This is a genomic window from Agaribacillus sp. DX54 (assembly GCF_056858335.1).
The window spans coordinates 24,516-49,849 of the sequence record NZ_JBXEQE010000030.1 but is presented as its reverse complement, the minus strand read 5'-3'; the positions used below and the strand labels follow the sequence as shown (position 1 = coordinate 49,849).

The window sequence follows — 25,334 nt, the reverse complement described above, 5'->3', positions numbered from 1 at the left end:
CATTAAAATGAAACCAAGACTATTAATACTGCTGCTAGCCCTGTTTTGTACGCCTGCATGTACAGATAACTTTGAGGAGATCAATACCAATCCAAATTCTCCGGATAAAGTAAATCCTAACCTCATTCTGTCAAACACCCTCTATCAATTGAGTGATAACCTTACTCGACAGGCACTGGACCGGGGAAATGGCCTTGCTCAGTATACGGCTAAATTTGACTTTAATCAGACAGAAAGATATGATTTTGACAGTAATGTGAATTATTGGAACCTCCTTTACCGTATGCTTAGAGAGGTAAACATACAAATTGAATTGGGCAAGGAACAGGGTAATGCCGGATATGAAGCCATAGGTTTAACCCTGAAATCAGTAATTGCTTCTCAATTGACAGACCTCTGGGGTAATGTCCCTTATTCGGAAGCTATTCGGGGAAAATCGGACAATCGATTCAAACCCGCCTATGATAGCCAGAAAGCTATATACAAAACCGATGAAGGCATATTGAACAACCTTCGCAAAGCCAATGAATTGTTAAAAAATACCAATGATCTGATTGCCGGCGATATCATGTACGATGGGGACTTTCTCCTTTGGAGGAAATTCACCAATACCTTGCGGCTACGCTATTTGCTACGAATTTCGAATGTCGAAGACGTATCGGCAGAAATGCAGCAAATAGTGGACGAAGAGCCTGTTTTTGAAAACAATGCTGAAAGTGCTTTGATTGACTACCTACCCTCAGCCCCCAATCAGTTTCCTCTTCATACCGTAAGATTCGGTGACTTTAACTTCATAAAAATGAGCGACACCATGGAGGAAGTTTTAAACACCTTGAACGACCCCAGAAAACAGGTTTGGTTTCGTCCAACCTCCGTTTCTGTTGAAGCCGGAAGTCCCGCTTACAAAGGATTACCGGTCGGCCTTTTCAGGGATTCCCAGGCACAATTAGGGATAGACCTTAACGATTTTTCACTGCTGGGCGAGAACTACAGGGAAATTCCGGACGCGGTTGACGCGGTGATTATTTCTTATTCCGAGCTGCAGTTCATACTGGCAGAAGCAGCACATAGGGGATTAATCACAGGCGGCAACAGCCAGGCGGAGGCTCATTACAATCTGGGTATTACCGCTTCTATAGCGTATTATGGTATAACCGGATCACCGGTAGGTGATTATCTGCAAAACCCTGAAATAATTTTTGATGAAAGCAAAGCGGTGGAACAGATTATTACACAGAAGTGGCTGGCTAATTTTTTTGTAGGTTACGAAGGATGGTTGGATTTCAGGCGCACAGGCTTGCCGGATTTACCGCCGTCCATGGATAATGTGAATAATGACCGGGTGCCCACCCGATACTTTTACCCCACCGATGAACAAGCCTTAAATGCTGAGAGTTACCAGGATGTCATCAGCGCGATGGGAGGGACAGATAACATAAATAGTCCATTGTGGTGGGATAGGTAATACATCTCAAAATAATTAGAACGGGTATGTGAGGTAATTTTGATGCCCGTTCACATTCGACTCATTTTAATATAAATCATTGAATATGTTAAAGAATTGCTATATCTCTAGTCTGACGGTTTTTGCATCGATTTTTTTCCTTACCAATAACACTATATTGCTTGCACAAAATAAGCACAAAACAAGCCATGTGGTGTTGGTGTCAATTGACGGATTCAGGCACGGCTTCTATACGGACGATAAATGGCCTATGCCTACGGTACAAAAAATGGCAATGACTGGAACAAAGGCCAATATGGTGAAAGCTGTATTTCCTTCAGTAACCTTACCGGCGCATACCACTATGATCACCGGAGTCTCACCTCTCAAGCATGGAATATACTATAACAATAAATGTTCTATACAGGGTAAAAGAGGCCGGTACACTGATGCCAGCGATATACAGGTACCCACTCTCTGGGATATCACTAAAAATGCCAATTTATCCTGCGCTGCTATCTTATGGCCCGTCAGTGCGGGCGCTCCGATAGATTTTTGTATTCCCTATACCTATAACCATGAAGGAGATCATTCCTACTGGAACTGGGAAAAAATGCGTGAACTTGCAATACCCAATGGCTACATTGAGGAAATCGAAGAATTTGCCAGTGGCAAACAGCTTACGTCAAAAATATTTATTCATGATCTCACTACCATTGACAATACAGGAGCCATTGCCGCCTATACACTGGAAAAGTACAAACCTAATCTTTTGATGGTGCATTTTATCGCTACAGATGAAATTCAGCATATTGAGGGGAGAAATGGGCCAACCGTGGCTAAAGCAGTGGCTGCCACCGACAGGGCAATAGAAAGGATAAAAGAAGCGGCGCACCGGGCCAATATACTGGAAGAGACCACATTCATCATCACCGGAGATCATGGATTTGTTGATGTAAACACCGTTTTGTGCCCTAACGTTTGGCTTGCGGAGTCAGGTATTATCAATGAAAGCAATCCTGAGCGCAACAAAGCGATATTCCACGTAGCCGGTGCAAGTGCCTTTTTACATCTTGCAGACTCTTCTGATAAAACTACACTAAGGGAAGTAGAAAAGCTTTTGAAAAATCTTCCGGACTACCAAAAGAAGCTTTTTCAAGTTTTAAACAGGGAAGAATTAAATCAAGCCGGAGCCGATCCTGCAGCCCGGCTAGCACTGAATCCTATTCCCGGAATTTATATTGAGGATGATTTCCAGGGCCGCTCAGTTAAATCTTCCTCTTTCTATTGGGGAATGCATGGTTATATCCCTGATTTCCCTGAAATACATACCGGATTTATTGGTTGGGGAGCCGGCTTTAGGGAAGGTGTTACAATTCCTGTCATGGGACTGGAAGATATTACGCCCATGATTGTCCGTTTGCTGGATTTATCACCAAAGGAAATTGACCGAACTGTCTATCCAGGTATATTTTACGATACAGACGCGCCATGAAGGTATTTGACACAATTTTCAAAACCGGATACCGGTATCTGACATTAATATTCTTTCTTGTTACACGCTTCTCAGGATGTCAGATAAATGGAAATTTATCGTGCCGGATAGCGCCCAGATGCTTAACGGCAAATGGTATACCGCCAGAATCGATGAGCCTCAGAAAGAGTGGCTTAAAGGAGAGTTGGACGGTACGCCGAAAAGTACACATGTGATGATCGTATCGCATATTCCAATCCTGTCGGCCTGTATATTTGAATGGGCTAAATCTGAAAATGGCCTCCGGACTGTGCAAAACAGCCTGATGCATGCGGACTCACATACCGTGCAAGCAATTTTAAGAGCGTACCCCTAAGTAAAACTTTGTATAAACGGCCACCTTCACATGCTGCATAAGGTCTCCCATGACGGCCCTGACACGTACCATCGCGATCGATCTCCGTGATATACCGGATGAATCTAACCTGCCGGAAAAGACCCAACCGAAGGACAATATTCCGTACTGATGGTCTCGGATTCTTTTTACAAATTATAAGGCGTAAATAAACATTTCGGAAAAAAAGTGATTATATTAATGTACGGAAATGAAAAAAAACTAACTAAGCATCATGTCACCATACACAAAAACGATTCAATTTGACGGAGAAACCTTTAAAATTGCTGACCTGGGCGCGGTAGGGGCCGTCAGTAGCCTGCCCTTTTCTATCCGGATTTTGTTGGAAAATGTAATACGAAACATAGACGGTCTCGCCATCACCGATGATCACTTCGATATCCTGGCAAACTGGAATCCTAAAGGAACTGACAATGATATCCCCTATAAACCGGCCAGGGTGCTGATGCAGGACTTTACAGGGGTGCCGGCCATTGTAGACATCGCTTCGATCCGGTCTGAGGTGATCCGAAAAGGCAAGGATGGCAGCAAGATTAATCCTTCAATCCCGGTGGATCTCGTTGTGGACCATTCTGTGCAGGTAGATTTTTTTGCCAGCAAAGAAGCCTACAAAAAAAATGTTGCCAGAGAATATGAACGCAATCACGAGCGATACGCCCTTTTAAAATGGGGGCAAAAGTCATTTAACAACTTCAGTGTGGTGCCTCCGGGTATGGGTATCTGCCACCAGGTTAACCTGGAATACCTTGCCCAGGGTATTGTACAAAGAGACGGCTGGCTTTTCCCGGACACTTTGGTGGGCACTGACTCACATACGCCTATGGTGAATGGTATCGGTGTGTTAGGATGGGGAGTAGGTGGCATTGAAGCTGAAGCCGCTATGCTTGGACAACCCATTTATTTTACTTGTCCCCAGGTGATTGGACTGGCATTGAAAGGGAGGCTTTCCGAGGGAATTACAGCTACCGATATGGTACTGGCTATCACCGAGCTGTTAAGAAAATATGGCGTGGTGGGTAAGTTTGTGGAAGTGTTTGGCGAAGGGCTGGATCACCTGACCGTGCCAGATCGTGCTACGATATCAAACATGTCACCTGAATTTGGCTGTACGGTGACCTATTTCCCCATCGATGATCAAACCCTGGAATACATGCGCCGTACCAACAGACCGGAGAAGGTAGTGAGCCGGGTAGAGGCGTACGCGAAAGCCAATCATCTCTGGAGAACAGGCAAGGAAAACATTACTTATACAGATGTGCTTTCACTTGATTTATCTGCGTTGGAACCCACTGTATCAGGCCCGAAGCGACCGCAGGATAAGATTTTAATCAAAAACCTGAAAGGAACTTTTTATGACCTCATAGAGCAGGAATACGGCCATCTTAAAAGCACCGCCGATAATGAGGCGGAATCCGGTTGGCTGGGAGAAGGGGGGGCACTGACAGAATTTGTGCATACCGGGGATCAGAAGTTTCATCTGAGGTCAACTAATGTACACTATAATGGCCAGGAATTCGTGTTACACGATGGGGCCATTGTGATAGCCGCCATTACCAGTTGTACCAATACCTCTAACCCCAGTGTAATGATCGGTGCGGGATTGGTGGCCAGAAAAGCAAGGAAAAAAGGGCTGAATGTTAAGCCATGGGTCAAAACCAGTCTGGCCCCGGGTTCTAAAGTGGTGACCCGGTACCTGGAAAAATCAGGACTGAATGAAGATCTTGATGCACTTAATTTCCATACGGTAGGTTATGGTTGCACTTCCTGTATCGGCAACAGTGGTCCGCTTCCCGACCCGATCGCAGAGACCGTTACCAAGTACGATCTGAATGTCTCCTCAGTACTTTCAGGAAACAGAAATTTCGAAGCGCGGGTTCATCCACAGGTGCGCATGAATTTCCTGGCCTCTCCTATGCTGGTAGTGGTTTATGCCATAGCGGGAAGAGTCAATATCGATCTGACCACCGAACCATTGGGGTATGATACTGAGGGGAAACCTGTATTTATGCGGGATTTATGGCCGACCATCAGTGAAATAAATGATATCATCAACACTTCCATTGCGCAAAGTGATTTTGAAGATACATACAAAGTGATTTTTGATGGCGAAGAACAATGGCAACAACTGACTGCCCCTACCAGTCAGGATTATCAATGGAGCGATGAATCGACTTACATTAAAGAAGCCCCGTTTTTCAGAGATATTTCTGAAGGATATGATGCGTTAAAAGATATTCATGAGGCAAGGGTGTTGCTCAAGCTTGGAGAATCTATAACCACAGATCATATATCTCCTGCCGGTGCCTTTTCGTCAGATTCTACCGCCGGCCGCTACCTGTTGGATAAAGGGGTTGATTTCAGATCTTTTAACTCCTATGGATCGAGACGGGGTAACCATGAAATAATGATGCGCGGAACGTTTGCCAATGTTCGTATTAAAAATCAGATCGCTACCAAAGAAGGTGGTTTTACAACCTATTTTCCTGGCAACCGGGAAATGTCAGTTTTTGATGCCTCACTCAAATATCAAAATGACGGAACGGACCTGATTGTACTGGCTGGTAAAGAGTACGGAAGTGGTTCATCGCGGGATTGGGCGGCTAAGGGGACTAATTTGCTCGGGGTTAAGGCCGTAATCGCCGAAAGCTACGAACGCATTCATCGCAGCAACCTTGTAGGCATGGGTGTATTGCCCCTCCAATACAAAAACGGGGAAAACGCTGAAAGTCTTGGCTTGACCGGAAAAGAATATTTTAGCATTACAGGTATAGAGGAAGGACTGGTACAGGCAAAAACGCTGCAGGTAATCGTTAAAACTGAAGATAATGGTGAGACAACTTTCGAAGTTTTATGCAGGCTGGATTCTAACATCGAGGTGGAATATTATAAAAATGGTGGTATTTTGCATTATGTGTTGAGGAATTTTCTTGCCAATTCCCGATAAAAAACGTTTTCTTTCAGAAACCAGCACGCTATTTTCCAGGATAATGTAAGCAGATAAGTGTAATTGGTAATTGACAGTTGACAATGGATAATTGACAATTATTTTTTGGTATACACTTTTGGTTCCGCCATTATGAAATCGTTTCATCCTCTCATTATTAAGGGTATGGGATAGGGGAAGGGGCTCGGTTGTGCTTCTCGGAGGTCGAAAGGCATAAGTGGGAGGTGGGTGTTGGATAACTTAAGGCTGTGCTTGTATTTTTTTTACAGGCGAAAACCTCTGTGTCTCTTCATGTCTTGGTGCCTTTGTGGTTAACCATTTTTCACCACGGAGGCACCAAGACACAAAGAATTTTGTTGAAAATGTTGTGAAACAGCCGGGAGACGCTTGCGCCATACTTTTAAGCCTGCAACCTGGGGAAACCCGGAACCCCTAATGGGCACCGGTTTTAAGTCAACCTTTTGTTTTTACGTAAATAAACGCCCGAGTTAACCAGGGACTTTCGCATAAGTGTTCTCGCGCGGTGGATGCGGGTTTTAACGGTGTAAACAGGGATATTAAGCACCTTGGAAATTTCATTATATTTCAATCCTTCAAAATCCCTGAGAAAAAGCGCTGATTTCAATTCGGGTTTCAATTTGTTGAAAGCCAGCATCACCTCGTCACTAAATGAATTTTTGAAAACATCGGGACTCACCGGCTTGTCATAATAAGGATTATTACTTCTATCTTCATCTACTTCGATCAAAGGACTGTTTTGTTTCCTGCGGTAGTTATTGATGAACAAGTTATACATGAGCTTAAAGAGCCATGACCTGGAATTGGTACCGGGTTTATAGTGATCGTAATATCTAAAAGCTCTTAAAAAGGTATCCTGAACCAGGTCCTGAGCATCTTCACTATTGTTAGTGAGCTTCAACGCAAAATGATACATCGTACCGGAATGTTGAAGAAATTCTTCAAGATACTCCTCCGGAGGGGTAGATGACAGTAAGTAACCCATAGTATAACTTTTTTGTATAATAGTATTACTATCACATATTAACGTATTAATATAAAAAAAGTTATAGATATTTCCAATCCGGCCGCTTGCAATAAGAGGAAAGAAAAAGTAGTGATTTAACGTGATGTTAACAAATGATTTAAGTACGCAATAAGGCTTTTAGCAAACTTTTGTTTTCCCCTTTTCTTTTTATAATCATCAGTAAATAGTCTGACCCCTTTGTATAAACCTGCTCTGATACACTTCCCAGCAAAACGGCACTTGCAGCCGATTGCCCTTTAGCCCCTATAATGACTAAATCAGGGGTGTTGTCTTTAATCCATTCATCAATCGCATTCCCAATCTCTTTTCCCCTGTCTATACTGGTGATGTGGGGAATAAAGTCATACCCTTCTTTTTTAAATTTGTCAAGGTATGTGTCGAGTTTATGACGGGCATAAGTAGTCAGTTTTTCGTCTATTGTCCGCCTTTTTACCAGTATTTGATCCACTTCATGGACGGTTTCAAAGATCTGGCTTAGGTATTTGGACGAATCTTTGTAGACATGCAGTATGTGTACATTACATTTATCATACTTTTCAGCAATGGTCTGACTCATTTTGAGCGCCATTTCAGAGTAATCTGAGAAATCGGTAGGTACCACAATGGTATCGATCGATTCTTTGAATAATTCCGGCAGGAAAAGGACACTACAGGGTGCTTTTCTGGTTAGTTTACGAGTGATAACTCCCTGGTTTTCATCGCCTTTGTTTCCAACTATGATCAGATCACAGGGTAATTTGTTAATTAACCTCAGCAACTCTGTAAAAGGATTACCCTCCACCACATGAATTTTTATATGGTAATCAGCGGTAAAATGTCCATCGATATAATCCTGAATCTTCGACCGGTAGTACGTCAGTTCAGGAATCTGCAAATCGGGAATGTCCCTGAGTACTTCATCAGGTATGTCGGGTTTATGAGTAATGTGTACAAAATGAAGGGTTTCCGGTTGAAACTTATCAGCAAGATTGGCCACATTTCTTATAATGTAGTTGTCCGTCAGTGACATGTCGAGACATATCACCCAGGTCTTGAAAAAATCCATGTCTAAATAATAGTATTACTATAACATATAATAGAAAAACAATTATATCTTTGCAATGTTCCCGAACATAATAAAAAAAATGAATCCTGAAGTCATTCTTCATAATCTTTTAAACCCAAGTGTCCTTTTTTTCTTTCTGGGACTGATAGCAGTTTTTATTAAATCTGATCTGGAAGTCCCTCAGCCAATTCCCAAATTTCTTTCTTTATACCTTTTATTGGCTATAGGTATTAAGGGGGGGGTAGAGTTGCAGCATAACGGCTTTACGGGTAATGTATTGCTCACCCTGGGTATTGCGATTTTGATGGCCTTTATTATTCCTTTTTACACCTTCTACATACTCAAAAAGCGAGTAAATGTTTATGACGCAGGTGCTATTTCGGCCACCTACGGATCGATAAGTGCAGTAACATTTATTGCCGCTACAGCCTTTTTGAAGGACATTGACGTAAGCTATGGGGGACATATGGTGGCTGCCATGGCGTTGATGGAGTCACCGGCGATCATTATCGGTGTTTTGCTGATAAATATATACCGCACAGACAAAAAGAATGGTAAAAGTAATGGTTATGGGCATATACTGAAAGAAGCGCTCACGAATGGCTCGGTAGTACTGATTCTGGGCAGTTTGTTAATAGGGATTCTGGCAGGAGAGCGGGCTGCCACTTCGCTGGCGCCGTTTACCGATCATATTTTTAAAGGGATGCTGGCATTTTTTCTCTTGGATATGGGTTTGCTTGCCGGTCGGAGAATCCGTTCACTGAGAAAGGCCGGTACCTTTTTAATTGCTTTTAGTATTCTGATCCCTTTATTCAACGCAGCGCTGGGAATTGTCATCTGTACTTTGTTTGAAATAAATCTGGGAGATTCTTTGTTACTTGTTGTTCTGCTGGCCAGTGCTTCTTACATAGCCGTCCCTGCTGCTATAGGATTAAGTGTCCCCGAGGCCAATCCGGGATTGTATGTTCCTATGTCGCTGGCAATCACTTTTCCATTCAACATTATTCTTGGAATTCCTGTTTACTATTATATACTTGACTGGTTAATTTAGTACGGCTATGAAAGCTTTAAAACGTGTAGAAATAGTGGTAGGGACCCTGGAGTCCTCTAAAGTCATCAAAATACTGGATGACAATAAAATCGATGGATATACAATGATCAAGAATGTCCTGGGAAGAGGGGACAAGGGCATTAAAGACGGGGAAGGCCTGCACAATGCCTTCCAGAATACCTATATCATTGTTGCCTGCTCGGCTGAAGAACTCGAAAGCATTACCGAACCTTTGCGGACCGTGCTGACAAAATCAGGGGGTGTCTGTTTGGTGAGTGAAGCCCAGTGGTTAGTACATTAGAAAAACATGGGTATCTTTGGCAACTGACATTGGCTCCCCGGCTCACCCTTTCTTGTCCGTAATCATCCTTCCCTGATACTATATCATGTGAGAGGCCAGTCGCTCATGCAGACACTTCCCACTGCATAGAGATTATATGAGGACATAGAATAAAGGGAAATAACAGGGAATATTCAGTCACCTTTTGTAACGGTTCCGGATATTGATCTTAATTAACGGTGGTAAAAACCTCTGATACTCATCCAAAAAGATATCCGGAATAGGATTACCGTCAACGTCCAGGTATTTCAGGTTTTGCATTCGTCCCATTGAAAACGGCAGTTTTTCCAGCCGGTTCTGATTAACATACAGGTATTCGAGGTTTACCAAATTACTGATCTCGTCGGGAAGGCGGCTTATTCCGTCGTTTTCAAGGTGAAGTTCTTTTAACTGGTCAAATTTTACAAGTGCATTCATGCTGCGTTCCAGATCCAGCACATTGTCATTATTCAAATAAAGTATCTTCAGGTTAGGCAGCAGGGAAAGCTCCCGGGGGATAACTTCCAGGGGATTCCCTGAGAGGTCAAGTACTTCCAGATGCTCGAAGAACTGAATTGATGAAGGAATTGTTTGCAGGTTGTCATTCTTCAGGTCCAGGACCTTGAGTGTTTCGATTTGACTTATCACCGGAAATACCTGCTCGAAGTCCAGATTGGGAAGGTCAGCCAGGTGAATGGTATTTAGTGCACTTAGCAACCTCATGGATTCCGGCACTTTACTGATTTTGGTACCAGAAACATCCAGGTACCTTAACTTTGTAAAAGTGGATATCTCGTCTGGTAAAACAGCCAGGCTATTACCCGAAAGATCGAGAAACCGCAGATTTTTAAACTTGAAAATTATCTCCGGGAACTCTTTCAGGCCCTTGTCTTTCAGATCCAGCCACTCTACCTCATCAGGGGAGCGAAGCGCCTCCTCGAGGTCATCAAACTTTTCAGGCACCTGAGATACACTTTGGTGCGACGACAGGGTTACTAAAAACAGCAGTGACAGCAGTAGCAAACTAAGGGAAGCTTGTGCGGGTTTATGTTGCTTTTTCATATCGTGACATTTTTTGAATAACCTTCTGAATAAAATATCCTTATAGATTTCACACGGTATTTTTCTTTCAATTGCGTGGCAAGGGATATTGCTTCGTCCTCGTTATTGAACACCTGAAAACTATTGAGTTTCACACTAAGTTCTATGGCCTCTTGCTGTGACCTGACAAGTATCGGTATATACTTGTCAGGCCGTGGATCTTCTGTAATAACTATCCAAGTCATGGCTGCCGGTACGATGTTCAATGTTCCACCGACTCCATCGTGGAATAGTAGGGTTGATTTTTCAACCAGGAATTAAACTCTTTTCTCTCTTTATTTGAAAGGTAACCAAGACACTTTCTATATTCTTTATTAAGTAAATGGCGATCAAAGCTCACTTTTTGAATCACTGTTTTGGTGTATTTCAGAAAACTACTCATAGCAAACATTTTATACATTAGTTACCTTCGATTTCATTCATCAGCAAGGGAGAGTTCCCGCTGGTAATAATCACCTTGGAATTTGGGGATTCGGAGAGTTTTTTAAAGGCTTCAATCGTCTGCCATTGCAGTATTTGCTTACTTAGCCCCTCCGAGATTATTTTTTGTGCATCACGGGTACCTTCTGCCTCTACGAGCTTCCGTTGCGCTTCCAGCTTCTCACGTTGCAGTAAAAACTCCATACGCTGGGCATCCTGTTCAGCTTCCAGCTTTTCTTCAACAGCCCGTGCCAGCCCTTCAGGCAGTTGGATCGTTTTTAACAATACAGCTTCTATTTCGAAACCTCTATTTCCCAGAAGGCGTGACATCTGTCTGGTAATTTCTGACTCTATTGTCGACCGCTGTGCCGTATGCATATCTTTCGCATAAAACCTCGAACAGACATCGGCAGAGGCCGATCTGAATACACTGGTGATGACCACCTGCTCATATTCAGTACCAATATTTTCTATGATGCTGGGTGCATTTTCAGGTTTAATACGGTAAAGGATCGAAATAACCGCTCCTACATTCAATCCCTCTTTTGAGGGTAAATTAGCATCTATTTCAAGGTTTATTGTGCGAACGGGCAGCTTAATGATTCTGGTTAACAATGGGTTGTAAACTATTGCTCCCGGCTGTATGGACTGATCATTCAATTTCCCCAACTTACGTTTTACGCCTATCTCTCCCTGCCTGACTACGGTACAGCCTGAGGCAATTACCAGGGTGGTCAATAATATAAGAAATATGGATTTTTTCATGACGGTAAGATTTTGTTTAGAACTTTAATTGGGTATGGGATGGAGTCCGGGATTGGCAAAATGCCTGCTGTTATTTTTTTCCAGTCTTTTCTTTCCCATAAAGTTTTTGACATACTTCGGATCAATGGCCAATGCCTTTTGGTAGTCGCCCATGGCTTCATGATATCTGTTGATCATCAGGTAAGCTTTCGAACGGTATAAATATGCTTTGGTGTGGTTGGGGTTGTCTTCAATAGCTTTCGAAAAGTAAAAAATGGCCTGATTGAAGTCCCATCGGGTCATGTAAGACTGGCCTGTATAAATCCAGCTATTGTCGGGTGTGGTTGGGTATGCATTTGTAAACGGTAGGAATGCAACAACTAATAGTAATACAGTTTTATATAATTGCATAGCTTAATTATTTAATAGTATTACTATAATATACGAAAAAATGGCTATGTGGTTGTATTTTTGCTACATTTAAGGCCAATAATTATTGGGAAGGGAGGCTGGTTATTGTGGCATAGTCCTCCTCTTCAAAACCCCTCCTTTTACATCCCTGACACCTTGGATGACCACAAATGCATGCGGGTCAGTGTCATCAATTATTCTGTTTATCTTCAGCAGCTCCAACCTGGTTACAACTGTGTATAAAACATCTATTTTTTGTGGTGAACTTTCTTTTCGACCGTATCCTCCTTCGCCATGCAAAATCGTAACCCCTGTATTCATTTCAGAGAGAATAGCGTCTTTTATTTCCTCACTGTGTATTGAGATAATGGTGAGTCCGAGGTATTCTTCTATACCCTGGATAATAAAATCCATGGTTTTTGAGGCGACAAAATAGGCTAGCATAGAATACAAGGCGGCTTCTGTTCCGAGCAGCCATGCTGAGGCCCCGAATATCAGTATGTTTATGATGATAATGATATCACCCATGGAGATGTTCAGCCTTCGGCTAAAGTAGAGCGCAAGGATTTCCGTACCATCGATCACACACCCACCCCTTACACTAAGCCCTATACCCGCTCCAAGAAAAAAGCCACCGAATAAGGCTGCCAACAGCCGGTCTTCGGTGATGATGGGAAACTCCAATAAAGCCAGGACAAGAGATAAAGTCAATACGGCAAGGGCGGTTTTAATCACAAATTTGCGGCTCATCTGTAGATAGCCGATGGTAATAAAAGGAATATTGACCACCAGAATTACATAAGAAATATCCAATACGGTTGTTTCTGCGATAAGCAGGGATATGCCGGTTGCTCCTCCATCGATAAAATTGTTAGGCAGCAATAGGCTTTTAAGTCCAAAGCCGGCGGAAAACACGCCGGCAGTAATCCAAAGCAATTCAACAATACTGCGCCTGACGGAAGATTGTTTTTCTTTTTTGATCATAACTAAAAAAACCAGACTTATAGGTCTGGTCCTTATCCTGACTGTGATAGTTAAATGTGATTGTAGTCCCTTCTATTCACCCTGGCCTAATGAAAAACCCCTCTTTCCGTCAAACTCATAAAGGTTTTCTGTTTTTATTACATCAAATCCGCTTGAATTCAGTCTTGACAACAGGGCGACTACCTGCTCATAGTTGATCTCCTGATAGATAGGCTCATCATTGGCAATCCTGGCTTTAACGGATACAAACCTGCACCGCCAATGATCCGTGCAAAATGTCTCAGGAATTCCGTGGGGGTAAACCTTGACTCCACGGTTGGTGATCATCTTCAGTTGGAGATTATAGCTGCCCAGGGCATCCAATGCTTCTCCCAATTTGTTGGTATCTTTTTCTGCCCAATCAAGGAAAACATCCACCCCCACTAATTTCTTTTCTACCGGTTTTCTTGAAAACTCCGGGATGACAATCTGACCGTTTCCTTTACTCAGGGTACTTTTTTTCAGATTTTCAGGCGCTGTCCCTAACCTTTCTATAACCTGCTCTGCAAAATGATCGGTAGACACTTTTTTGGTGCTTCTACCCTGGGTAAAAATATCTTTGGTATGATAGCCATGCTCAATGGTTGCCAGCCAGGCATTTTTTACTTTGTCGGCTACGGTTTGCTGCCCAATATGAGCCAGCATCATCACAGCGGCATCGATCAATCCCGAAGGATTGGCCAGATTAAGACCGGCTATGTCAGGCGCTGATCCGTGAATCGCCTCAAACATGGCTATATCTGTTCCGATATTAGCAGAACCTGCAAGTCCCACCGAACCTACAATTTCCGCCGCCACATCAGAGATAATGTCACCATACAGGTTGGAGGTAACGATTACATCGTAGTCTTCCGGCCTTGTTGCCAGTCTTGCCGAGGCGATATCTATAATCTGGACGTCTTTCTCAATTTCAGGGTATTCGGCGCCAATTTCTTCAAAAACCTTATGAAAAAGTCCATCTGTTAATTTCATGATATTGTCCTTGACCATACAAGTTACCTTGCTCCTGTCATAAGCGCTGGCGTATTCGAACGCGTAACGTACAATTCGCTCACAACCCGGCCTTGTAATTAGCTTGAGACATTGTACCACATCCTGCGTTTGCCGGTGCTCAATACCTGCATACAGGTCTTCTTCATTTTCCCGGATAACGACTACATCCATTTCCGGAAAATTTGTCTGAACGTAAGGAGACAATGACATGACAGGTCTGACATTGGCAAAAAGTCCCAGTGATTTTCGTAAAGTTACATTCAGGCTTTTGTATCCTTTACCTTGAGGTGTGGTAATGGGACCCTTTAAAATGACCTTGTTTTCCCTTACCACATCCCATGCCGCTGAAGTAATCCCTGAAGAATTTCCGGACAAATAAACGGAATTTCCCACCTCTATAAACTCTGGCTTAATCATGGCTCCTGCGGCATCCAGTATTTTCAATGTGGCATCCATAATTTCAGGACCTATTCCGTCACCTTTAGCTACTGCTATTTTCACAGCTTTTTTTTTACTTACTTCCGATGCATTGGGTTGAACTGATAGACTTTTCATTAGCTTTACATTTATTCATGATAGTATTACTATTACTAGAACGGAAAGGATCAAAAAAGGTTTAAGTTTACGGGCTGAGTTTTTTATTATGAAAGCCGTTTGGGGCTGTGTAATAATTATTATGTTGCGTCATTTCCCAACCAGCGCAAACTTATTGAACAGCCTCGATGAAATGGCAGGACAAGCCTTTAATGATAAAGCAGTAAATAAGTTAGCTGAGAAAAGTTAAGCAAACTCAACAGTAGCAAAAGCCAGCTTTTTTTAAAGCTGACTGACAAAACACTTAATGTGAACAACACAAAGCAGGTCACTATACCGGTCATGGTGGAGTTAAGGTATTTTTTCCTGGAATCCGTGTCATTAAACGCATAGAATTCAAGCGTCTCGCTGTTTGTGTAAACCATCAGATACTCATGGCATAAATAGAATAAGCCAATGAGTAAAGGCAGCCCCGTAATAATCAGCAAAGGAATCAGCAGGTGTTCTTTTGTATGATTCGAGGTTGGAGTCAAGTGATTTGATTGTTTAACTTGGCGATTCTTCTTTTAATTCTGCCAAAAACTGTTTTGAGCAATATCAGCAGGATAAAACCATAAAATAGTATTACAACGACCAGTGTCGGTATTCCTATACCCCAGATGCCACTGAGGATACCGATGATGACGCAGGTGCCGAGGATACCTGCAGTCCAGCGGAGCAATAGCGGGCGAAGCTCAACGAATTTTGGCTTTTCAAGCCTTTTTTTGCGGGTCCGTTCCAGATAAACGATAAAACCTGATAAGGCCAGAAAACCTGAAGTGAGGGATAACACGCCATACAACAACTTAAGCGCCAGCCCTCCGTAATCACCGAAATGCAGTGACTCCTGAACATAAAACAATTTTGCCCCTGCGTTGTCATGGCTGATATTATAAATGAATTGTGGCTGGTAATTATCTTTGCTTAACACAATTTTGTTACTGTTCCTCTCATACACCTGTTTTGGCACATCGCCTATCACCTCTACCACGCCATCGCCATTGGTAGAGGGACGGATAATAACAGGCATGAGCTGGGGAAAGTGTGTGCGTGAGGCAAGATAGATAGAATCAAAATCAAATGTAAGTGCGATGTCTTCTTCCTTGCCGTAAGGTTTTTCGATAAGCTTAAAGGTATTAGGGCGTTCTATATTCAACCACTTTTGGAGGTACCCCTGCAACCCAAGCCAGGCCCCGGTTATGGCAATCATGAGGTTGAAGACCAAAGCCAGCATGCCAATCAGTTTGTGGTAGTCGGCCTGGGAGACCCGCAGATTCTTTTTCCTGATGGTGCCAAAAAAACGTTTTTTCATGAACCGGCCATAAATAAGTAAACCGGTGACTGTAGAAATCAGCAGGGCAATACCGGCAAGGCCAACAATTTGCCTGCCGTAAAAACCTTCATAAAACCGTACATGGATGTTTCTCAGATAATAAGTAAAGGATTTGTAGTAATTTCTTTCTCCCAATATTTCCCCTGTATATGGATTAACAAAAACTTCCCAGAAAATGGGGAATAGCCGGCGCTGTTCTTTGGGCAGGAGCCGGATGTTCCAGCTACCTGTTGCACTGACTGGTAGTTCTACTTCAAAAAGCACTTTATCCGGATGTTGTGCTTTTACCTTTTCCACCACAGGGGTCATGGCTAATTGCCGGCCTTCGGGCGTCACACTTCTTAGGTGGGGATTAAAAACATGATCCAGCTCGACCCTGAAAAGGGCTGCAGCACCTGTAATGCTTAAAAATGCAATGATAACCCCTGCATACAGGCCCACCCAGCTATGTATAGCCCAGAGTTTATTATTTTCTTTGATTTTTACCATAAAGGCCTGCCACGGGCTTTGTAGTGAGCAAAAATACGTTAAAATGTATAAGAAACAGTAGTCATAACATTTCTGGGGGCCCCCGGAAAAGCCCTGATGAAGTCATATCCTCCAACCCAATGGGTTTTATCAAAAATGTTATTCACTTTCTTGGTCACATAACCGATGGATTGTGGCACATCCTGCAGGGCAGATGATGTTTTGGTAGCCAGAAATGAGGTGCTGTTGGCATAGCCACGCTCCTTACGGCCTATGATTTCAACCGTTTGCAGGTTGGTGATCTTCTCATTGAGTGTCAGTTCGAGTGCAACCGTTTCACCAGCCTTCACTGTGACTTCTTTTTCGAGCAGTTTATAACCAACCGCACTGATCTGAATGGTTTGCTTTCCGGGAGCCAGGTTTGAAAGTGTAAAATAACCCTTGTCATCCGACTGCGTTCCCATTGAGGTGCCTTTTACAGCAATACTGGCAAATCCCAGTGGTTCACCTGAGACATCCGTTACCTTGCCGGTCACAGTTCCGGACTGGGCACAAGTGAGCAGGTACGTGAAAATTAAGTAAGAGGTTAGTATCAGTTTTTTCATTCATCGAAATTATTTAGACCTGTTCCAAATAACGCAAATATGAAGCTTTAGGAAACCGGGATCAATCGCCATTATTAGGCATTTTGTATCACTACTTGTAGGTAGGGGATGTGTTGGTTCCTGTATTGAGGCATGTCATTGCAACAGCTTGTTTAAACAGATATTTTTGCTTTCAGCGTGATTTTTTCCCAGTTCAGCTATTTCCCTGTCATTTATGATAACGATTTAGGCGCTACGGTTGTATTATTGGCAAGAATTAACCGGTATCAATTCGGGAAATACATTAACAGCTTAAACATCGATCTCTATTTTTTACAACTAAAATGATTCGGGCTTGTCCCATGGTATTATCAAATAATCAAAATCCAAAAGTTATGAAAAAAATTACTAATATTTTCGTGTATGCCCTGTCGCTTTCTGCGTTTGTTTTCACCAGTTGCAATGATGATGACGAAGCGCCGCCTCCTGAAGGTGAAGAAAATGTCAGACTGTTCAAGGTGGATGCTTCTGAAGACAAATTTTACTTGAAAAACTTTGGCGATGCTCCGGCAGATTTAACCGGTTATTGGATTTGTAACCTCAGGTCCTATGCCCAGTTAAATACGCTAACTACTGATGGGGCAGATCTGACGCTCGACCCTGATGAGGAGATCGGTTTTGAAAGGACATTGGATGATAATGCTTCTGATATTGCTGTTTATCTTGACAATCAATTTGGCGACGCCACTTCTATGATAGATTTTATGCAATACGGTGAAGATGTGGGAGCCAGCGGCCGGGTGGATGTAGCGGTGACCAAGGGAATATGGACGGCAGGTGAGTTTGTGACTGGTGTTTCACCATTTGATTATAACGGAAATGGGAATGAAAACGGTGCTTCCTTCTGGACCGGAGCAACCGGAACCGCCAATGTAAGAATTTTTAAAGTGGATCCTGCGGGGGACAGGTTTTATCTGAAGAACTTTGGCAATGCCCCGTCGGATTTAACTGATTACTGGGTTTGTAATTTAAGATCCTATGCCCGGTTAAATACGCTGACCACTGATGGGGCAGATTTGACGCTTGACCCGGATGAGGTTATCAGCTTTGAAAGGGCGTTAAATGATAATGCTTCTGATATTGCGGTTTATCTTGATAATAGTTTTGGTGATGCTGCTGCCATGCTGGATTTCATGCAATATGGTGAAGATGTGGGAGCCAGTGGCCGGGTAGATGTAGCGGTGACCAAAGGTATCTGGACAACAGGTGAGTTTATTACCAACCCAGGACCTTTTGATTACACCAGCGATGGTACAGGCAATGGAGCGGCTTCGTGGCAGGGAAATTAGGAATCGATACCATTTTCCGATAAAGGGTATGGCTGATCCGTAAGCGTCGCAGTCTTTGGAAATCACCTTTTAAGGGTCATCTTAATGATTGAGGTGGCCCTTTGTCCTAATTTGTCACCGTGAATATTAACGGGTATTAAACTTGGCTATTTAGTTTTAGTCGGCCAAGCAATTTTTTTTGAAAGAAATAGTCTTTCTTTAATGCAATGATGTTGCATTAAATCAACCGGTTGCGTATTTTAGAATTTGTTATGAGACCGGTAAGAAAAATAGTGATGCTATTTTCCGCAGGGTATCTGTTTTCCTTGCAGCTTTTTTTTAGTTTACATGCGCTGCAACATGAAACCGGATATGGCGCTCATTGTAATGGGGACTTTACGGCTACCTCGCAGGGACCTTCCTGCCTTTTTTGTGAGCTGTTTTTTGACCAAACCTTTGAATTAACACTTACAGATCAAAAGCCTTGTACTTACTTTGGTAGTCATCTTTTTTTTATAGAGATTCAATCTTTTAATGTTTTTTACGGTCTATGAAAGAGGTCCCCCAGCTTTCCTTTCCTAAATTCATCAGAAATATTTCTGCCCCGGAAGTAGAATTTCATTTCCTGGCAAGTTTATTAAAATTGCCGGTCTCAGAATCATTATTTTACCCAAAACCATCTTTATTATGTTAGAAGCTGTAAGACTATCCAAAACTTTTGATAAACACGAAGCATTGAAAAGTCTCAATCTAAAAGTATCGCCAGGTGAGCTGTTTTGCCTGCTTGGGGCCAATGGTGCAGGAAAAACCACTACCATCAATCTTTTTATGGGTTTTATTGAACCCACTTTGGGTGAGGTGAAAATCAATGGCCTGGATGTAACACGCCACGCCAAAGAAACCAAAAAACACCTGGCGTATATTCCTGAAAACCTGAATTTATATGGTAATCTGACCGGTATGGAAAACCTGCAATTTTTTGCAGGGTTAGGAGGAACCCCGCCCGATAAGGCAACTGCTACGCAATTGTTAACAGAAGCTGGGTTGCAGAAAGAAGCTGTCATTAAACGCGTTTCTCAATATTCCAAGGGAATGAGGCAAAAAGTTGGCATTGCCATTGCCAAAGCTAAAAACGCCGAAAACCTATTACTTGATGAACCTACTTCCGGCCTGGATCCGGAAGCGAGCAACGACTTTGCACAGTTGCTGATGTCTATGCGTGAAAACGGGGTGGCCATCCTTATGACCACCCATGACTTGTTCCGGGCAAAAGCGTCCGGAACCCACATCGGTATTATGAAATCCGGAGAGCTTATTCATATCTTAAAAAGCTCAGACATTTCATTAAACGAACTTGAAAGGCTGTATCTGGAAACCATGAAATCTACGGTATATGCTTAAAATTATCATTAAAAAGGAGTTTCTCTCCTCTGTAAGGGACGTTCGGTTGCAGGTTTCGGCAGCGATACTGCTGTCCCTGATGATCACTGCAGTTTTAGTGGGAAAAGAAGGACAGCGGCAAATACAAAAGCAGCGTGAAGCTGCACAATCCGCTATGTATGACCAATGGCTGAATCAGGGCAACAAACACCCCCATAGTGCCGCGCACTTTGGCCAGTTCGCATTCAAGCCCAAGCCGGTATTAAGCTTTTTAGATGTGGGACTTGATCACTATACCGGTGTTTCGGTTTTTCTGGAAGCGCACAAGCAGAATGAGGTGTTATTTAGTGGTGCACAGGATAGCAATGGCATGACCCGTTTTGGTGAGCTCACCGGAGCATTGATATTTCAACTATTGCTGCCGCTGCTTATTATATTTCTGGCTTTTAATACTTTCACAAAAGAGCGCGAAGAAGGTACTTTAAAAATGATACATGCACAGGGGCTTTCTATGAGAACATTGTTAATGGGAAAGGTTTGGGGCATTTACTTTATGGTACTTTTGCTGTTTATTCCAATTATTTTTTTGGCTTACTTACTATTGGACAGGCAGTCTTCCAGCCTGGATACGGAAGTGACGGTCAAATTTCTTAGTTTAACAGGTTTGTATTCCTTATATTTCCTGTTGTTTGTGATGATGGCTGTCCTGATTTCTGGTTTTAGCAAGAATTCCGGATTTTCGTTACTCACGTTGCTTGGCATATGGATTGTAGCCTGCATTATTCTTCCCAAGGCGACCACTAACTTTGCCGGTAAGCTCTATCTAACACCGTCACAGTTTGAATTCAGACAGGCTATTAAGGAAAAGGTAAAAAACGGGATCGATGGCCACAATCCTTCCGATGCACGTTTGGCCACATTAAAACAGCAGGTGCTGGATGAATATGGCGTTTCTACCGTTGAAGAACTCCCGGTTAACTGGGGTGGTATTGCTATGCAGGCAGGGGAAGAGTATACCGACGACGTGTATGATCAGGAGTTTTCAAAAATTGAGCAGATATTTAAACAACAAAACCGGCTTTCGGAGTGGATGGGCTTTATTGATCCCTATCTTGCTATCCGCCATCTTTCAATGGGGCTGGCCGGAACAGATTTTAACCACCATGTGCTTTTTGCACGTAAGGCTGAAAACTATCGCAGGGCCTTTGTTAAAAAAATGAACAAAGATATGGAGCTCAATCACAAACCCGGAGTTGCTTATGCTGACTATAATGCAGATAAAGATATGTGGGCACAGGTTGAGCCTTTTGAATACCATCTTCCGGATACCGTAAGCATATTACGTGATCAATGGCGCGGAATGGCAGCACTCGCTTTTTGGTTGATTATACTTTTGATCATTTCGGTAAAGTATTCCAATAGGATTTCCGGACTGTAATGGTGAAAATAAAATTAAAGCGCAAAACCATGAAAAAACTTTTGCACATTTTCCAATTCGAATGGATGGCTCTCAGGAGAAGTGATACACTTAAAATTTTGCTTCTTGTCACACTAGGTGCCGGGATTTACGGTATTTACTTTGGGAAATTTGAAATAGACAAACAAAATACCCGTATCACTCATGTTCAGCAACATGAAATTCAGCAATTTGATAGCTTATTGCATTGGGCGACCCTGGATACTACCCTGGTTAGAAACAAGGAAAAGTTTGAACGAGCCCTATCGCCTGTTGGTGTTGGGTGGAACAAGCATTTCACCTATTATCTCGCTAATGATCCATCACCCTTGGCAGGCCTTTGCCTGGGACAAAGGGATCTTTTTCCTTCTTACTATGGATTCGATGTCTCGTCACTGCACAAGCAGATATACGTAGGAGAGCTGGCTAACCCTATGAAATTACTTACAGGGAACTTTGACCTGTCATATGTTTACATTTTTCTCCTGCCCCTACTTATTGTTGCCCTGTTTTACAACCTTTATGCTGCTGAAAAAGAAGGCGGTACCCTGTTGCTTTTACAGTCTCAGCCTGTACCCTTGTTTTTCACTTTAGCGAGTAGAGGCTTTTTACGTTTTGCTGTTGTCATTTTGCTTGCCACGTTGTTGTTGATTTTGGCTTTTTTGCTTCAAGGCATATCCTTTACCTCGCATGTGGGGCTTTTTATGCAATGGTTATTGCTTATTTATGGCTATTGTTTTTTATGGGCGCTGATAATGGCAGGTATCGTGTGGTTGCGGAAAAGTGCTGCACTCAGTGCCATGATGGGGCTAGGGGTTTGGCTGATTTTGACCCTGATCACCCCGGCGATGCTCAACCTGTTTGTATTGGCTGATCAACCTTTGCCCAAGCGTTCAGAGGTAATTCATTCTGTCAGGGCTCTCAATGATAAAAACTGGAAGTCGCCAAAGTCTTTTGTTTTTGATCAGTTTTATCCGGAACATCCACAGTATAACCAAGGTGACACCACAGATTTTCACAAGTGGTATTACGCAAGCTTCACCCTGCTTGACACTCAGGCAAAGACCCTCAATGAACAGTTTGAGGAGCAGGTGGCGGCGAGAAATAAACTACTTAATCAATGGCAATGGCTGGCCCCTGCTGCCGCAGTGCATGAAAGACTATCTTCAATGGCACAAACAGACCGGAACAGCCATCTTGCTTTTCTTCGGGAAGTTGAGTCATTTCACCAGGGATTAAAGGATGTCTATTACCCCCGGATTTTTGCAAATGAAGCATTTGATTATGATGATTTACAGGAACTTCGGTCACGGCTAAATCTCTGAGATATAAATATCTTTCTTCCGGTTTGTTGATCGTCGGTAACCAGCCAGTTTTCAACAGATCAGGAAAATATGTGTGATGTTCTTTAAAAAAATCAAAGTGCTGCCAGATGTAAGCCGTGGCAAAACCATACTAAAATAGCGCTTACAGGCTGGTTGGAAAATGGCATTACATTTTATATCACCATTGAACGAGCCGTCGTGATTTAAGGCTTTTCAAATACTTCTGGCTGAAATACCGGCGTAACAGTTTTTTCTCTTACAGGTAATGCCAACGATTTTTCTTCGGTAGGAATATCTTTAATTTTACTTATTTTAAGTACTTTAAAAACGATTACCAAAGCAAAAACTCCGGTTGCAAGCCAAAAAATATCTACATAGGCTACCTGAGGCAAAGTACGCCAAACCTGCCAGAACCAGTCTCCGGTAACTATTCCGTTGACAACAGGCACCAGTAAGGACAAGAAACCGCCGATAAGCAAATAGTTTCTGTTCTGGCGCGAATAACTGTTCAGGAACAGTCCGGTCACCGTTAAGGCTAACCAACTGATAAAGAAAATCTGATTGACAATGGCCACTCTCCCGTTCAAATCAATCGGGACCAGTTTATTGGAAAGGAAGATAATGGCAAACGCGGGGAACAGGCTTAAGCAAATGGCCAGATAAACCTTGGTGACACGGTGATGAAACAGCCTTTGTTTCAATGTATATTTCCCATTGTCACGGGCGGTTCTCCAGATCAGAATGCCACTGATAATGACAAAGGCGGTAATCAATGCGAGTATAAAATAGATCCCTTTAAGGAAAATGCCCCCGAAATTCGCAAAGTGCAGCTTGGCAATCAACTCCAGCGCAGCGTGGCTATATGTTTTGGTATCGGGAAGTATACTTGCCTCCGGTATAACCGTACCATCTTTCATTTTCATGGTGATATTACCCGACGCCAAAATGCCCGTCTGATCGTCGATGTTTACGGTTAAAAGGGCATTTGTTTTGCCATAATTCCTGACAATTGCACGAATTACCTGGTAGTGAGGGTATTGTTGTCTTACATGGTCGATCAATTCCTCCATGCTGATATTATCACTGCTGGCAGTATTTCCATCCAACTCGATCGCCATCCAGGGCCTTGCCTTTTCGAAAACCTGTGACCGGTCACCGTCAAATAATACCAGGACGCTGGGTAGTAACAGTAAAGTAAGTAAACCAAAAAATGCCCCGGTTACTGCATAAACTACCTGAAATGGCAAGCCCAGTATCCCCAGTACCGTATGGGCGTTTGTCCATATTTGTTTCCATTTCCCTTTGATAATGAAGGCATAGAATTTAGTAATTAAATTTCTCCAATGAATGAGCACCCCTGTGATAGTGGCAAAAAGGAAAAAAAGCGCCACAAATCCTGAGATGTACAGGCCGGCAACCGGAATCTGGCCGAAGTAATGCAAGTGATAAATAGTATCACCTACCGTGGTAGGTGGTTCGGAAAGGTCAGTTACCGCATAAGTTGCCGGATGAACAGCGGCCCTAATCCGTTTCACTGTGCTATCTGTGTCGTGGGTTGCGCCATATACTTTGAAAAAGGGATCATGCCGGTTGGGAAATACAATATGGGTGATTGCGTGGGGGTCAAGGTGAAATACCTCATCTACCGCCCTGAAAGCCCGGTCGTAATCAAAACCGGCCGGTACATCAATCCTTGCTGCGGGATTTTCCCATTTGTAAATTTCATGCCTGAAAAGTGAAAAAGCACCCGCATAAAATATAACAAAAAGTGCAAAACTGATCACAATACCGGTGACGGTATGCGTGTGGAATAACACGTTGTAAGCCCTGTTTCCTAATCCTTTCAGTTTCATGTCATTTGAAGATATAGATGATTGCGGTGCATATCATAGTTATAATACTATAGAGTCCCCACACATGCCAGGCCTTATTGATCAAAAATGCCATGACCATAAAAAATACCCACATAAAAAAGGCGCTGTAGCCGGTAGTGAAAATAAGTGGGGACTTGTCTTCAAGCATTACAGCTACTGCGAGATGTATAGCCATCGTTAACACATAGCTTCCTAAAACAGCTACAGTGACTTTTGATATTCTTTTGCTGGCAGGAGAAAGATATTTTGATTTTGCTGGCATTTTTCAAATATTTTCAATTAATACTGCCACCACAATCACCGCCACCCAACCGATTAATGCATAACGACTAAGTTTTAAGGACACAATTAGCAGACTCAATACAGTTATGAAGGTGGCTGTAAAAACAATGATGGCCGTCCCCCAGGTGTAATGGAAAGAAAACATCAGCACAGCGACCACCATCAGCAATATGCCTAGTGTCCTGGTCAAAAGCTTTCTGGCCACCAGATATCTCTGAAATGCGTGCAATGATTCCGGAAAGTACCTGGAGGTACCATATAGTAAAAAGCCTGCGAGAAAGGTAGTTAAGATACTCATGCGT

Annotated in this window: 25 protein-coding genes; 10 read left to right on the top strand and 15 right to left on the bottom strand. The window is 42.8% G+C overall.

The window, feature by feature from the left end; genetic code table 11:
- Positions 1-7: 7 nt before the first annotated feature.
- The 4 genes from AC04NP_RS24040 to acnA all read left to right on the top strand — a co-directional run bounded on the left by AC04NP_RS24040 (position 8) and on the right by acnA (position 6,277).
- Positions 8-1,465, top strand: a complete 1,458-nt coding sequence (locus AC04NP_RS24040) for a SusD/RagB family nutrient-binding outer membrane lipoprotein (protein WP_482862547.1) — start codon at positions 8-10, stop codon at positions 1,463-1,465.
- A gap of 85 nt (positions 1,466-1,550) precedes the next feature.
- Positions 1,551-2,939 carry an alkaline phosphatase family protein gene (locus tag AC04NP_RS24035; RefSeq protein WP_482862546.1) on the top strand — a complete coding sequence of 463 codons (1,389 nt, stop codon included), beginning with the start codon at positions 1,551-1,553 and terminating at the stop codon, positions 2,937-2,939.
- Positions 2,940-3,015: 76 nt separating this feature from the next.
- Positions 3,016-3,294 (top strand): hypothetical protein, encoded by a 279-nt coding sequence (locus AC04NP_RS24030; protein ID WP_482862545.1) that lies wholly within the window; start codon positions 3,016-3,018, stop codon positions 3,292-3,294.
- 253 nt (positions 3,295-3,547) lie between these two features.
- Positions 3,548-6,277, top strand: a complete 2,730-nt coding sequence (gene acnA, locus AC04NP_RS24025; protein WP_482862544.1) for an aconitate hydratase AcnA — start codon at positions 3,548-3,550, stop codon at positions 6,275-6,277.
- Between the two features lie 448 nt (positions 6,278-6,725).
- Here the strand turns inward: acnA and AC04NP_RS24020 are convergent, their stop codons facing one another.
- Positions 6,726-7,280, bottom strand: coding sequence for an RNA polymerase sigma factor (locus tag AC04NP_RS24020; protein WP_482862543.1), 555 nt, complete (start codon positions 7,278-7,280; stop codon positions 6,726-6,728).
- A gap of 139 nt (positions 7,281-7,419) precedes the next feature.
- Positions 7,420-8,367, bottom strand: coding sequence for a universal stress protein (locus tag AC04NP_RS24015; RefSeq protein ID WP_482862541.1), 948 nt, complete (start codon positions 8,365-8,367; stop codon positions 7,420-7,422).
- Positions 8,368-8,446: 79 nt separating this feature from the next.
- Between AC04NP_RS24015 and AC04NP_RS24010 the strand changes: the two genes are divergently transcribed.
- Together AC04NP_RS24010 and AC04NP_RS24005 are read left to right on the top strand one after the other, a co-directional pair.
- Positions 8,447-9,418 carry a sodium-dependent bicarbonate transport family permease gene (locus tag AC04NP_RS24010; protein ID WP_482862540.1) on the top strand — a complete coding sequence of 324 codons (972 nt, stop codon included), beginning with the start codon at positions 8,447-8,449 and terminating at the stop codon, positions 9,416-9,418.
- A 7-nt stretch (positions 9,419-9,425) separates the two neighbouring features.
- Positions 9,426-9,719 carry a P-II family nitrogen regulator gene (locus AC04NP_RS24005; protein WP_482862539.1) on the top strand — a complete coding sequence of 98 codons (294 nt, stop codon included), beginning with the start codon at positions 9,426-9,428 and terminating at the stop codon, positions 9,717-9,719.
- A 177-nt stretch (positions 9,720-9,896) separates the two neighbouring features.
- On the opposite strand, the gene AC04NP_RS24000 is transcribed toward AC04NP_RS24005, so the two are convergent.
- The 10 genes from AC04NP_RS24000 to AC04NP_RS23955 form a co-directional block, all read right to left on the bottom strand.
- A complete protein-coding gene (locus AC04NP_RS24000; protein WP_482862538.1) occupies positions 9,897-10,799 on the bottom strand; it encodes a leucine-rich repeat domain-containing protein in 903 nt (300 codons plus the stop codon).
- Entirely contained in the window at positions 10,796-11,023 is a 228-nt protein-coding gene (locus tag AC04NP_RS23995) for a hypothetical protein (protein WP_482862536.1), read from the bottom strand. Before AC04NP_RS23995 ends, AC04NP_RS24000 begins: the two co-directional genes overlap by 4 nt.
- A gap of 17 nt (positions 11,024-11,040) precedes the next feature.
- Positions 11,041-11,220, bottom strand: a complete 180-nt coding sequence (locus AC04NP_RS23990; RefSeq protein ID WP_482862535.1) for a hypothetical protein — start codon at positions 11,218-11,220, stop codon at positions 11,041-11,043.
- Positions 11,221-11,237: 17 nt separating this feature from the next.
- The gene (locus AC04NP_RS23985) at positions 11,238-12,023 is read right to left on the bottom strand and encodes a prohibitin family protein (RefSeq protein WP_482862534.1); all 786 of its coding nucleotides are present in this window, start codon (positions 12,021-12,023) and stop codon (positions 11,238-11,240) included.
- Positions 12,024-12,047: 24 nt separating this feature from the next.
- On the bottom strand, positions 12,048-12,413 hold the full coding sequence (locus tag AC04NP_RS23980; protein WP_482862532.1) for a tetratricopeptide repeat protein: 366 nt from the start codon (positions 12,411-12,413) through the stop codon (positions 12,048-12,050).
- Between the two features lie 102 nt (positions 12,414-12,515).
- Entirely contained in the window at positions 12,516-13,397 is an 882-nt protein-coding gene (locus AC04NP_RS23975; protein WP_482862531.1) for a YitT family protein, read from the bottom strand.
- A gap of 72 nt (positions 13,398-13,469) precedes the next feature.
- The gene (locus tag AC04NP_RS23970) at positions 13,470-14,984 is read right to left on the bottom strand and encodes an NADP-dependent isocitrate dehydrogenase (RefSeq protein WP_482862530.1); all 1,515 of its coding nucleotides are present in this window, start codon (positions 14,982-14,984) and stop codon (positions 13,470-13,472) included.
- A 188-nt stretch (positions 14,985-15,172) separates the two neighbouring features.
- Positions 15,173-15,496, bottom strand: coding sequence for a hypothetical protein (locus AC04NP_RS23965; protein WP_482862529.1), 324 nt, complete (start codon positions 15,494-15,496; stop codon positions 15,173-15,175).
- A complete protein-coding gene (locus tag AC04NP_RS23960; RefSeq protein ID WP_482862528.1) occupies positions 15,493-16,824 on the bottom strand; it encodes a PepSY-associated TM helix domain-containing protein in 1,332 nt (443 codons plus the stop codon). The genes AC04NP_RS23965 and AC04NP_RS23960 overlap by 4 nt, the downstream gene beginning before the upstream one ends.
- A 38-nt stretch (positions 16,825-16,862) precedes the next feature.
- A complete protein-coding gene (locus tag AC04NP_RS23955) occupies positions 16,863-17,408 on the bottom strand; it encodes a carboxypeptidase-like regulatory domain-containing protein (protein ID WP_482862527.1) in 546 nt (181 codons plus the stop codon).
- A 374-nt stretch (positions 17,409-17,782) separates the two neighbouring features.
- On the opposite strand from AC04NP_RS23955, the gene AC04NP_RS23950 reads away from it, so the two are divergent.
- The 4 genes from AC04NP_RS23950 (at position 17,783) to AC04NP_RS23935 (ending at position 22,876) form a co-directional block, all read left to right on the top strand.
- The gene (locus tag AC04NP_RS23950; protein WP_482862526.1) at positions 17,783-18,736 is read left to right on the top strand and encodes a hypothetical protein; all 954 of its coding nucleotides are present in this window, start codon (positions 17,783-17,785) and stop codon (positions 18,734-18,736) included.
- Positions 18,737-19,402: 666 nt separating this feature from the next.
- Positions 19,403-20,116 carry an ABC transporter ATP-binding protein gene (locus AC04NP_RS23945; protein WP_482862524.1) on the top strand — a complete coding sequence of 238 codons (714 nt, stop codon included), beginning with the start codon at positions 19,403-19,405 and terminating at the stop codon, positions 20,114-20,116.
- On the top strand, positions 20,109-21,533 hold the full coding sequence (locus tag AC04NP_RS23940; RefSeq protein ID WP_482862522.1) for an ABC transporter permease: 1,425 nt from the start codon (positions 20,109-20,111) through the stop codon (positions 21,531-21,533). The genes AC04NP_RS23945 and AC04NP_RS23940 overlap by 8 nt, the downstream gene beginning before the upstream one ends.
- Positions 21,534-21,562: 29 nt before the next feature.
- Complete coding sequence (locus AC04NP_RS23935) at positions 21,563-22,876, top strand: DUF3526 domain-containing protein (RefSeq protein WP_482862521.1); 1,314 nt, start codon at positions 21,563-21,565, stop codon at positions 22,874-22,876.
- Positions 22,877-23,079: 203 nt separating this feature from the next.
- Here AC04NP_RS23935 and AC04NP_RS23930 read toward each other — a convergent pair whose 3' ends face one another.
- The 3 genes from AC04NP_RS23930 to AC04NP_RS23920 are packed head-to-tail and all read right to left on the bottom strand — an operon-like array spanning position 23,080 to position 25,330.
- Positions 23,080-24,729, bottom strand: a complete 1,650-nt coding sequence (locus tag AC04NP_RS23930) for a PepSY-associated TM helix domain-containing protein (protein ID WP_482862520.1) — start codon at positions 24,727-24,729, stop codon at positions 23,080-23,082.
- 1 nt (position 24,730) lies between these two features.
- The gene (locus tag AC04NP_RS23925) at positions 24,731-25,012 is read right to left on the bottom strand and encodes a hypothetical protein (RefSeq protein WP_482862518.1); all 282 of its coding nucleotides are present in this window, start codon (positions 25,010-25,012) and stop codon (positions 24,731-24,733) included.
- Between the two features lie 3 nt (positions 25,013-25,015).
- Complete coding sequence (locus tag AC04NP_RS23920; protein ID WP_482862517.1) at positions 25,016-25,330, bottom strand: hypothetical protein; 315 nt, start codon at positions 25,328-25,330, stop codon at positions 25,016-25,018.
- Positions 25,331-25,334: the final 4 nt, after the last annotated feature.

Bases quoted from the DNA above. Each gene is read 5' to 3' on its own strand.
- AC04NP_RS23935 (WP_482862521.1), top strand. From the start codon at position 21,563: ATGAAAAAACTTTTGCACATTTTCCAATTCGAATGGATGGCTCTCAGG.
- AC04NP_RS24010 (WP_482862540.1), top strand. From the start codon at position 8,447: ATGAATCCTGAAGTCATTCTTCATAATCTTTTAAACCCAAGTGTCCTT.
- acnA (WP_482862544.1), top strand. From the start codon at position 3,548: ATGTCACCATACACAAAAACGATTCAATTTGACGGAGAAACCTTTAAA.
- AC04NP_RS23975 (WP_482862531.1), bottom strand. From the start codon at position 13,397: ATGATCAAAAAAGAAAAACAATCTTCCGTCAGGCGCAGTATTGTTGAA.
- AC04NP_RS24005 (WP_482862539.1), top strand. From the start codon at position 9,426: ATGAAAGCTTTAAAACGTGTAGAAATAGTGGTAGGGACCCTGGAGTCC.
- AC04NP_RS23925 (WP_482862518.1), bottom strand. From the start codon at position 25,012: ATGCCAGCAAAATCAAAATATCTTTCTCCTGCCAGCAAAAGAATATCA.
- AC04NP_RS23940 (WP_482862522.1), top strand. From the start codon at position 20,109: ATGCTTAAAATTATCATTAAAAAGGAGTTTCTCTCCTCTGTAAGGGAC.
- AC04NP_RS23950 (WP_482862526.1), top strand. From the start codon at position 17,783: ATGAAAAAAATTACTAATATTTTCGTGTATGCCCTGTCGCTTTCTGCG.
- AC04NP_RS23955 (WP_482862527.1), bottom strand. From the start codon at position 17,408: ATGAAAAAACTGATACTAACCTCTTACTTAATTTTCACGTACCTGCTC.
- AC04NP_RS24015 (WP_482862541.1), bottom strand. From the start codon at position 8,367: ATGGATTTTTTCAAGACCTGGGTGATATGTCTCGACATGTCACTGACG.
- AC04NP_RS23920 (WP_482862517.1), bottom strand. From the start codon at position 25,330: ATGAGTATCTTAACTACCTTTCTCGCAGGCTTTTTACTATATGGTACC.
- AC04NP_RS23995 (WP_482862536.1), bottom strand. From the start codon at position 11,023: ATGACTTGGATAGTTATTACAGAAGATCCACGGCCTGACAAGTATATA.
- AC04NP_RS23985 (WP_482862534.1), bottom strand. From the start codon at position 12,023: ATGAAAAAATCCATATTTCTTATATTATTGACCACCCTGGTAATTGCC.
- AC04NP_RS24020 (WP_482862543.1), bottom strand. From the start codon at position 7,280: ATGGGTTACTTACTGTCATCTACCCCTCCGGAGGAGTATCTTGAAGAA.
- AC04NP_RS23930 (WP_482862520.1), bottom strand. From the start codon at position 24,729: ATGAAACTGAAAGGATTAGGAAACAGGGCTTACAACGTGTTATTCCAC.
- AC04NP_RS24000 (WP_482862538.1), bottom strand. From the start codon at position 10,799: ATGAAAAAGCAACATAAACCCGCACAAGCTTCCCTTAGTTTGCTACTG.
- AC04NP_RS23945 (WP_482862524.1), top strand. From the start codon at position 19,403: ATGTTAGAAGCTGTAAGACTATCCAAAACTTTTGATAAACACGAAGCA.
- AC04NP_RS24040 (WP_482862547.1), top strand. From the start codon at position 8: ATGAAACCAAGACTATTAATACTGCTGCTAGCCCTGTTTTGTACGCCT.
- AC04NP_RS23970 (WP_482862530.1), bottom strand. From the start codon at position 14,984: ATGAAAAGTCTATCAGTTCAACCCAATGCATCGGAAGTAAGTAAAAAA.
- AC04NP_RS23960 (WP_482862528.1), bottom strand. From the start codon at position 16,824: ATGGTAAAAATCAAAGAAAATAATAAACTCTGGGCTATACATAGCTGG.
- AC04NP_RS24035 (WP_482862546.1), top strand. From the start codon at position 1,551: ATGTTAAAGAATTGCTATATCTCTAGTCTGACGGTTTTTGCATCGATT.
- AC04NP_RS24030 (WP_482862545.1), top strand. From the start codon at position 3,016: ATGTCAGATAAATGGAAATTTATCGTGCCGGATAGCGCCCAGATGCTT.
- AC04NP_RS23980 (WP_482862532.1), bottom strand. From the start codon at position 12,413: ATGCAATTATATAAAACTGTATTACTATTAGTTGTTGCATTCCTACCG.
- AC04NP_RS23990 (WP_482862535.1), bottom strand. From the start codon at position 11,220: ATGAGTAGTTTTCTGAAATACACCAAAACAGTGATTCAAAAAGTGAGC.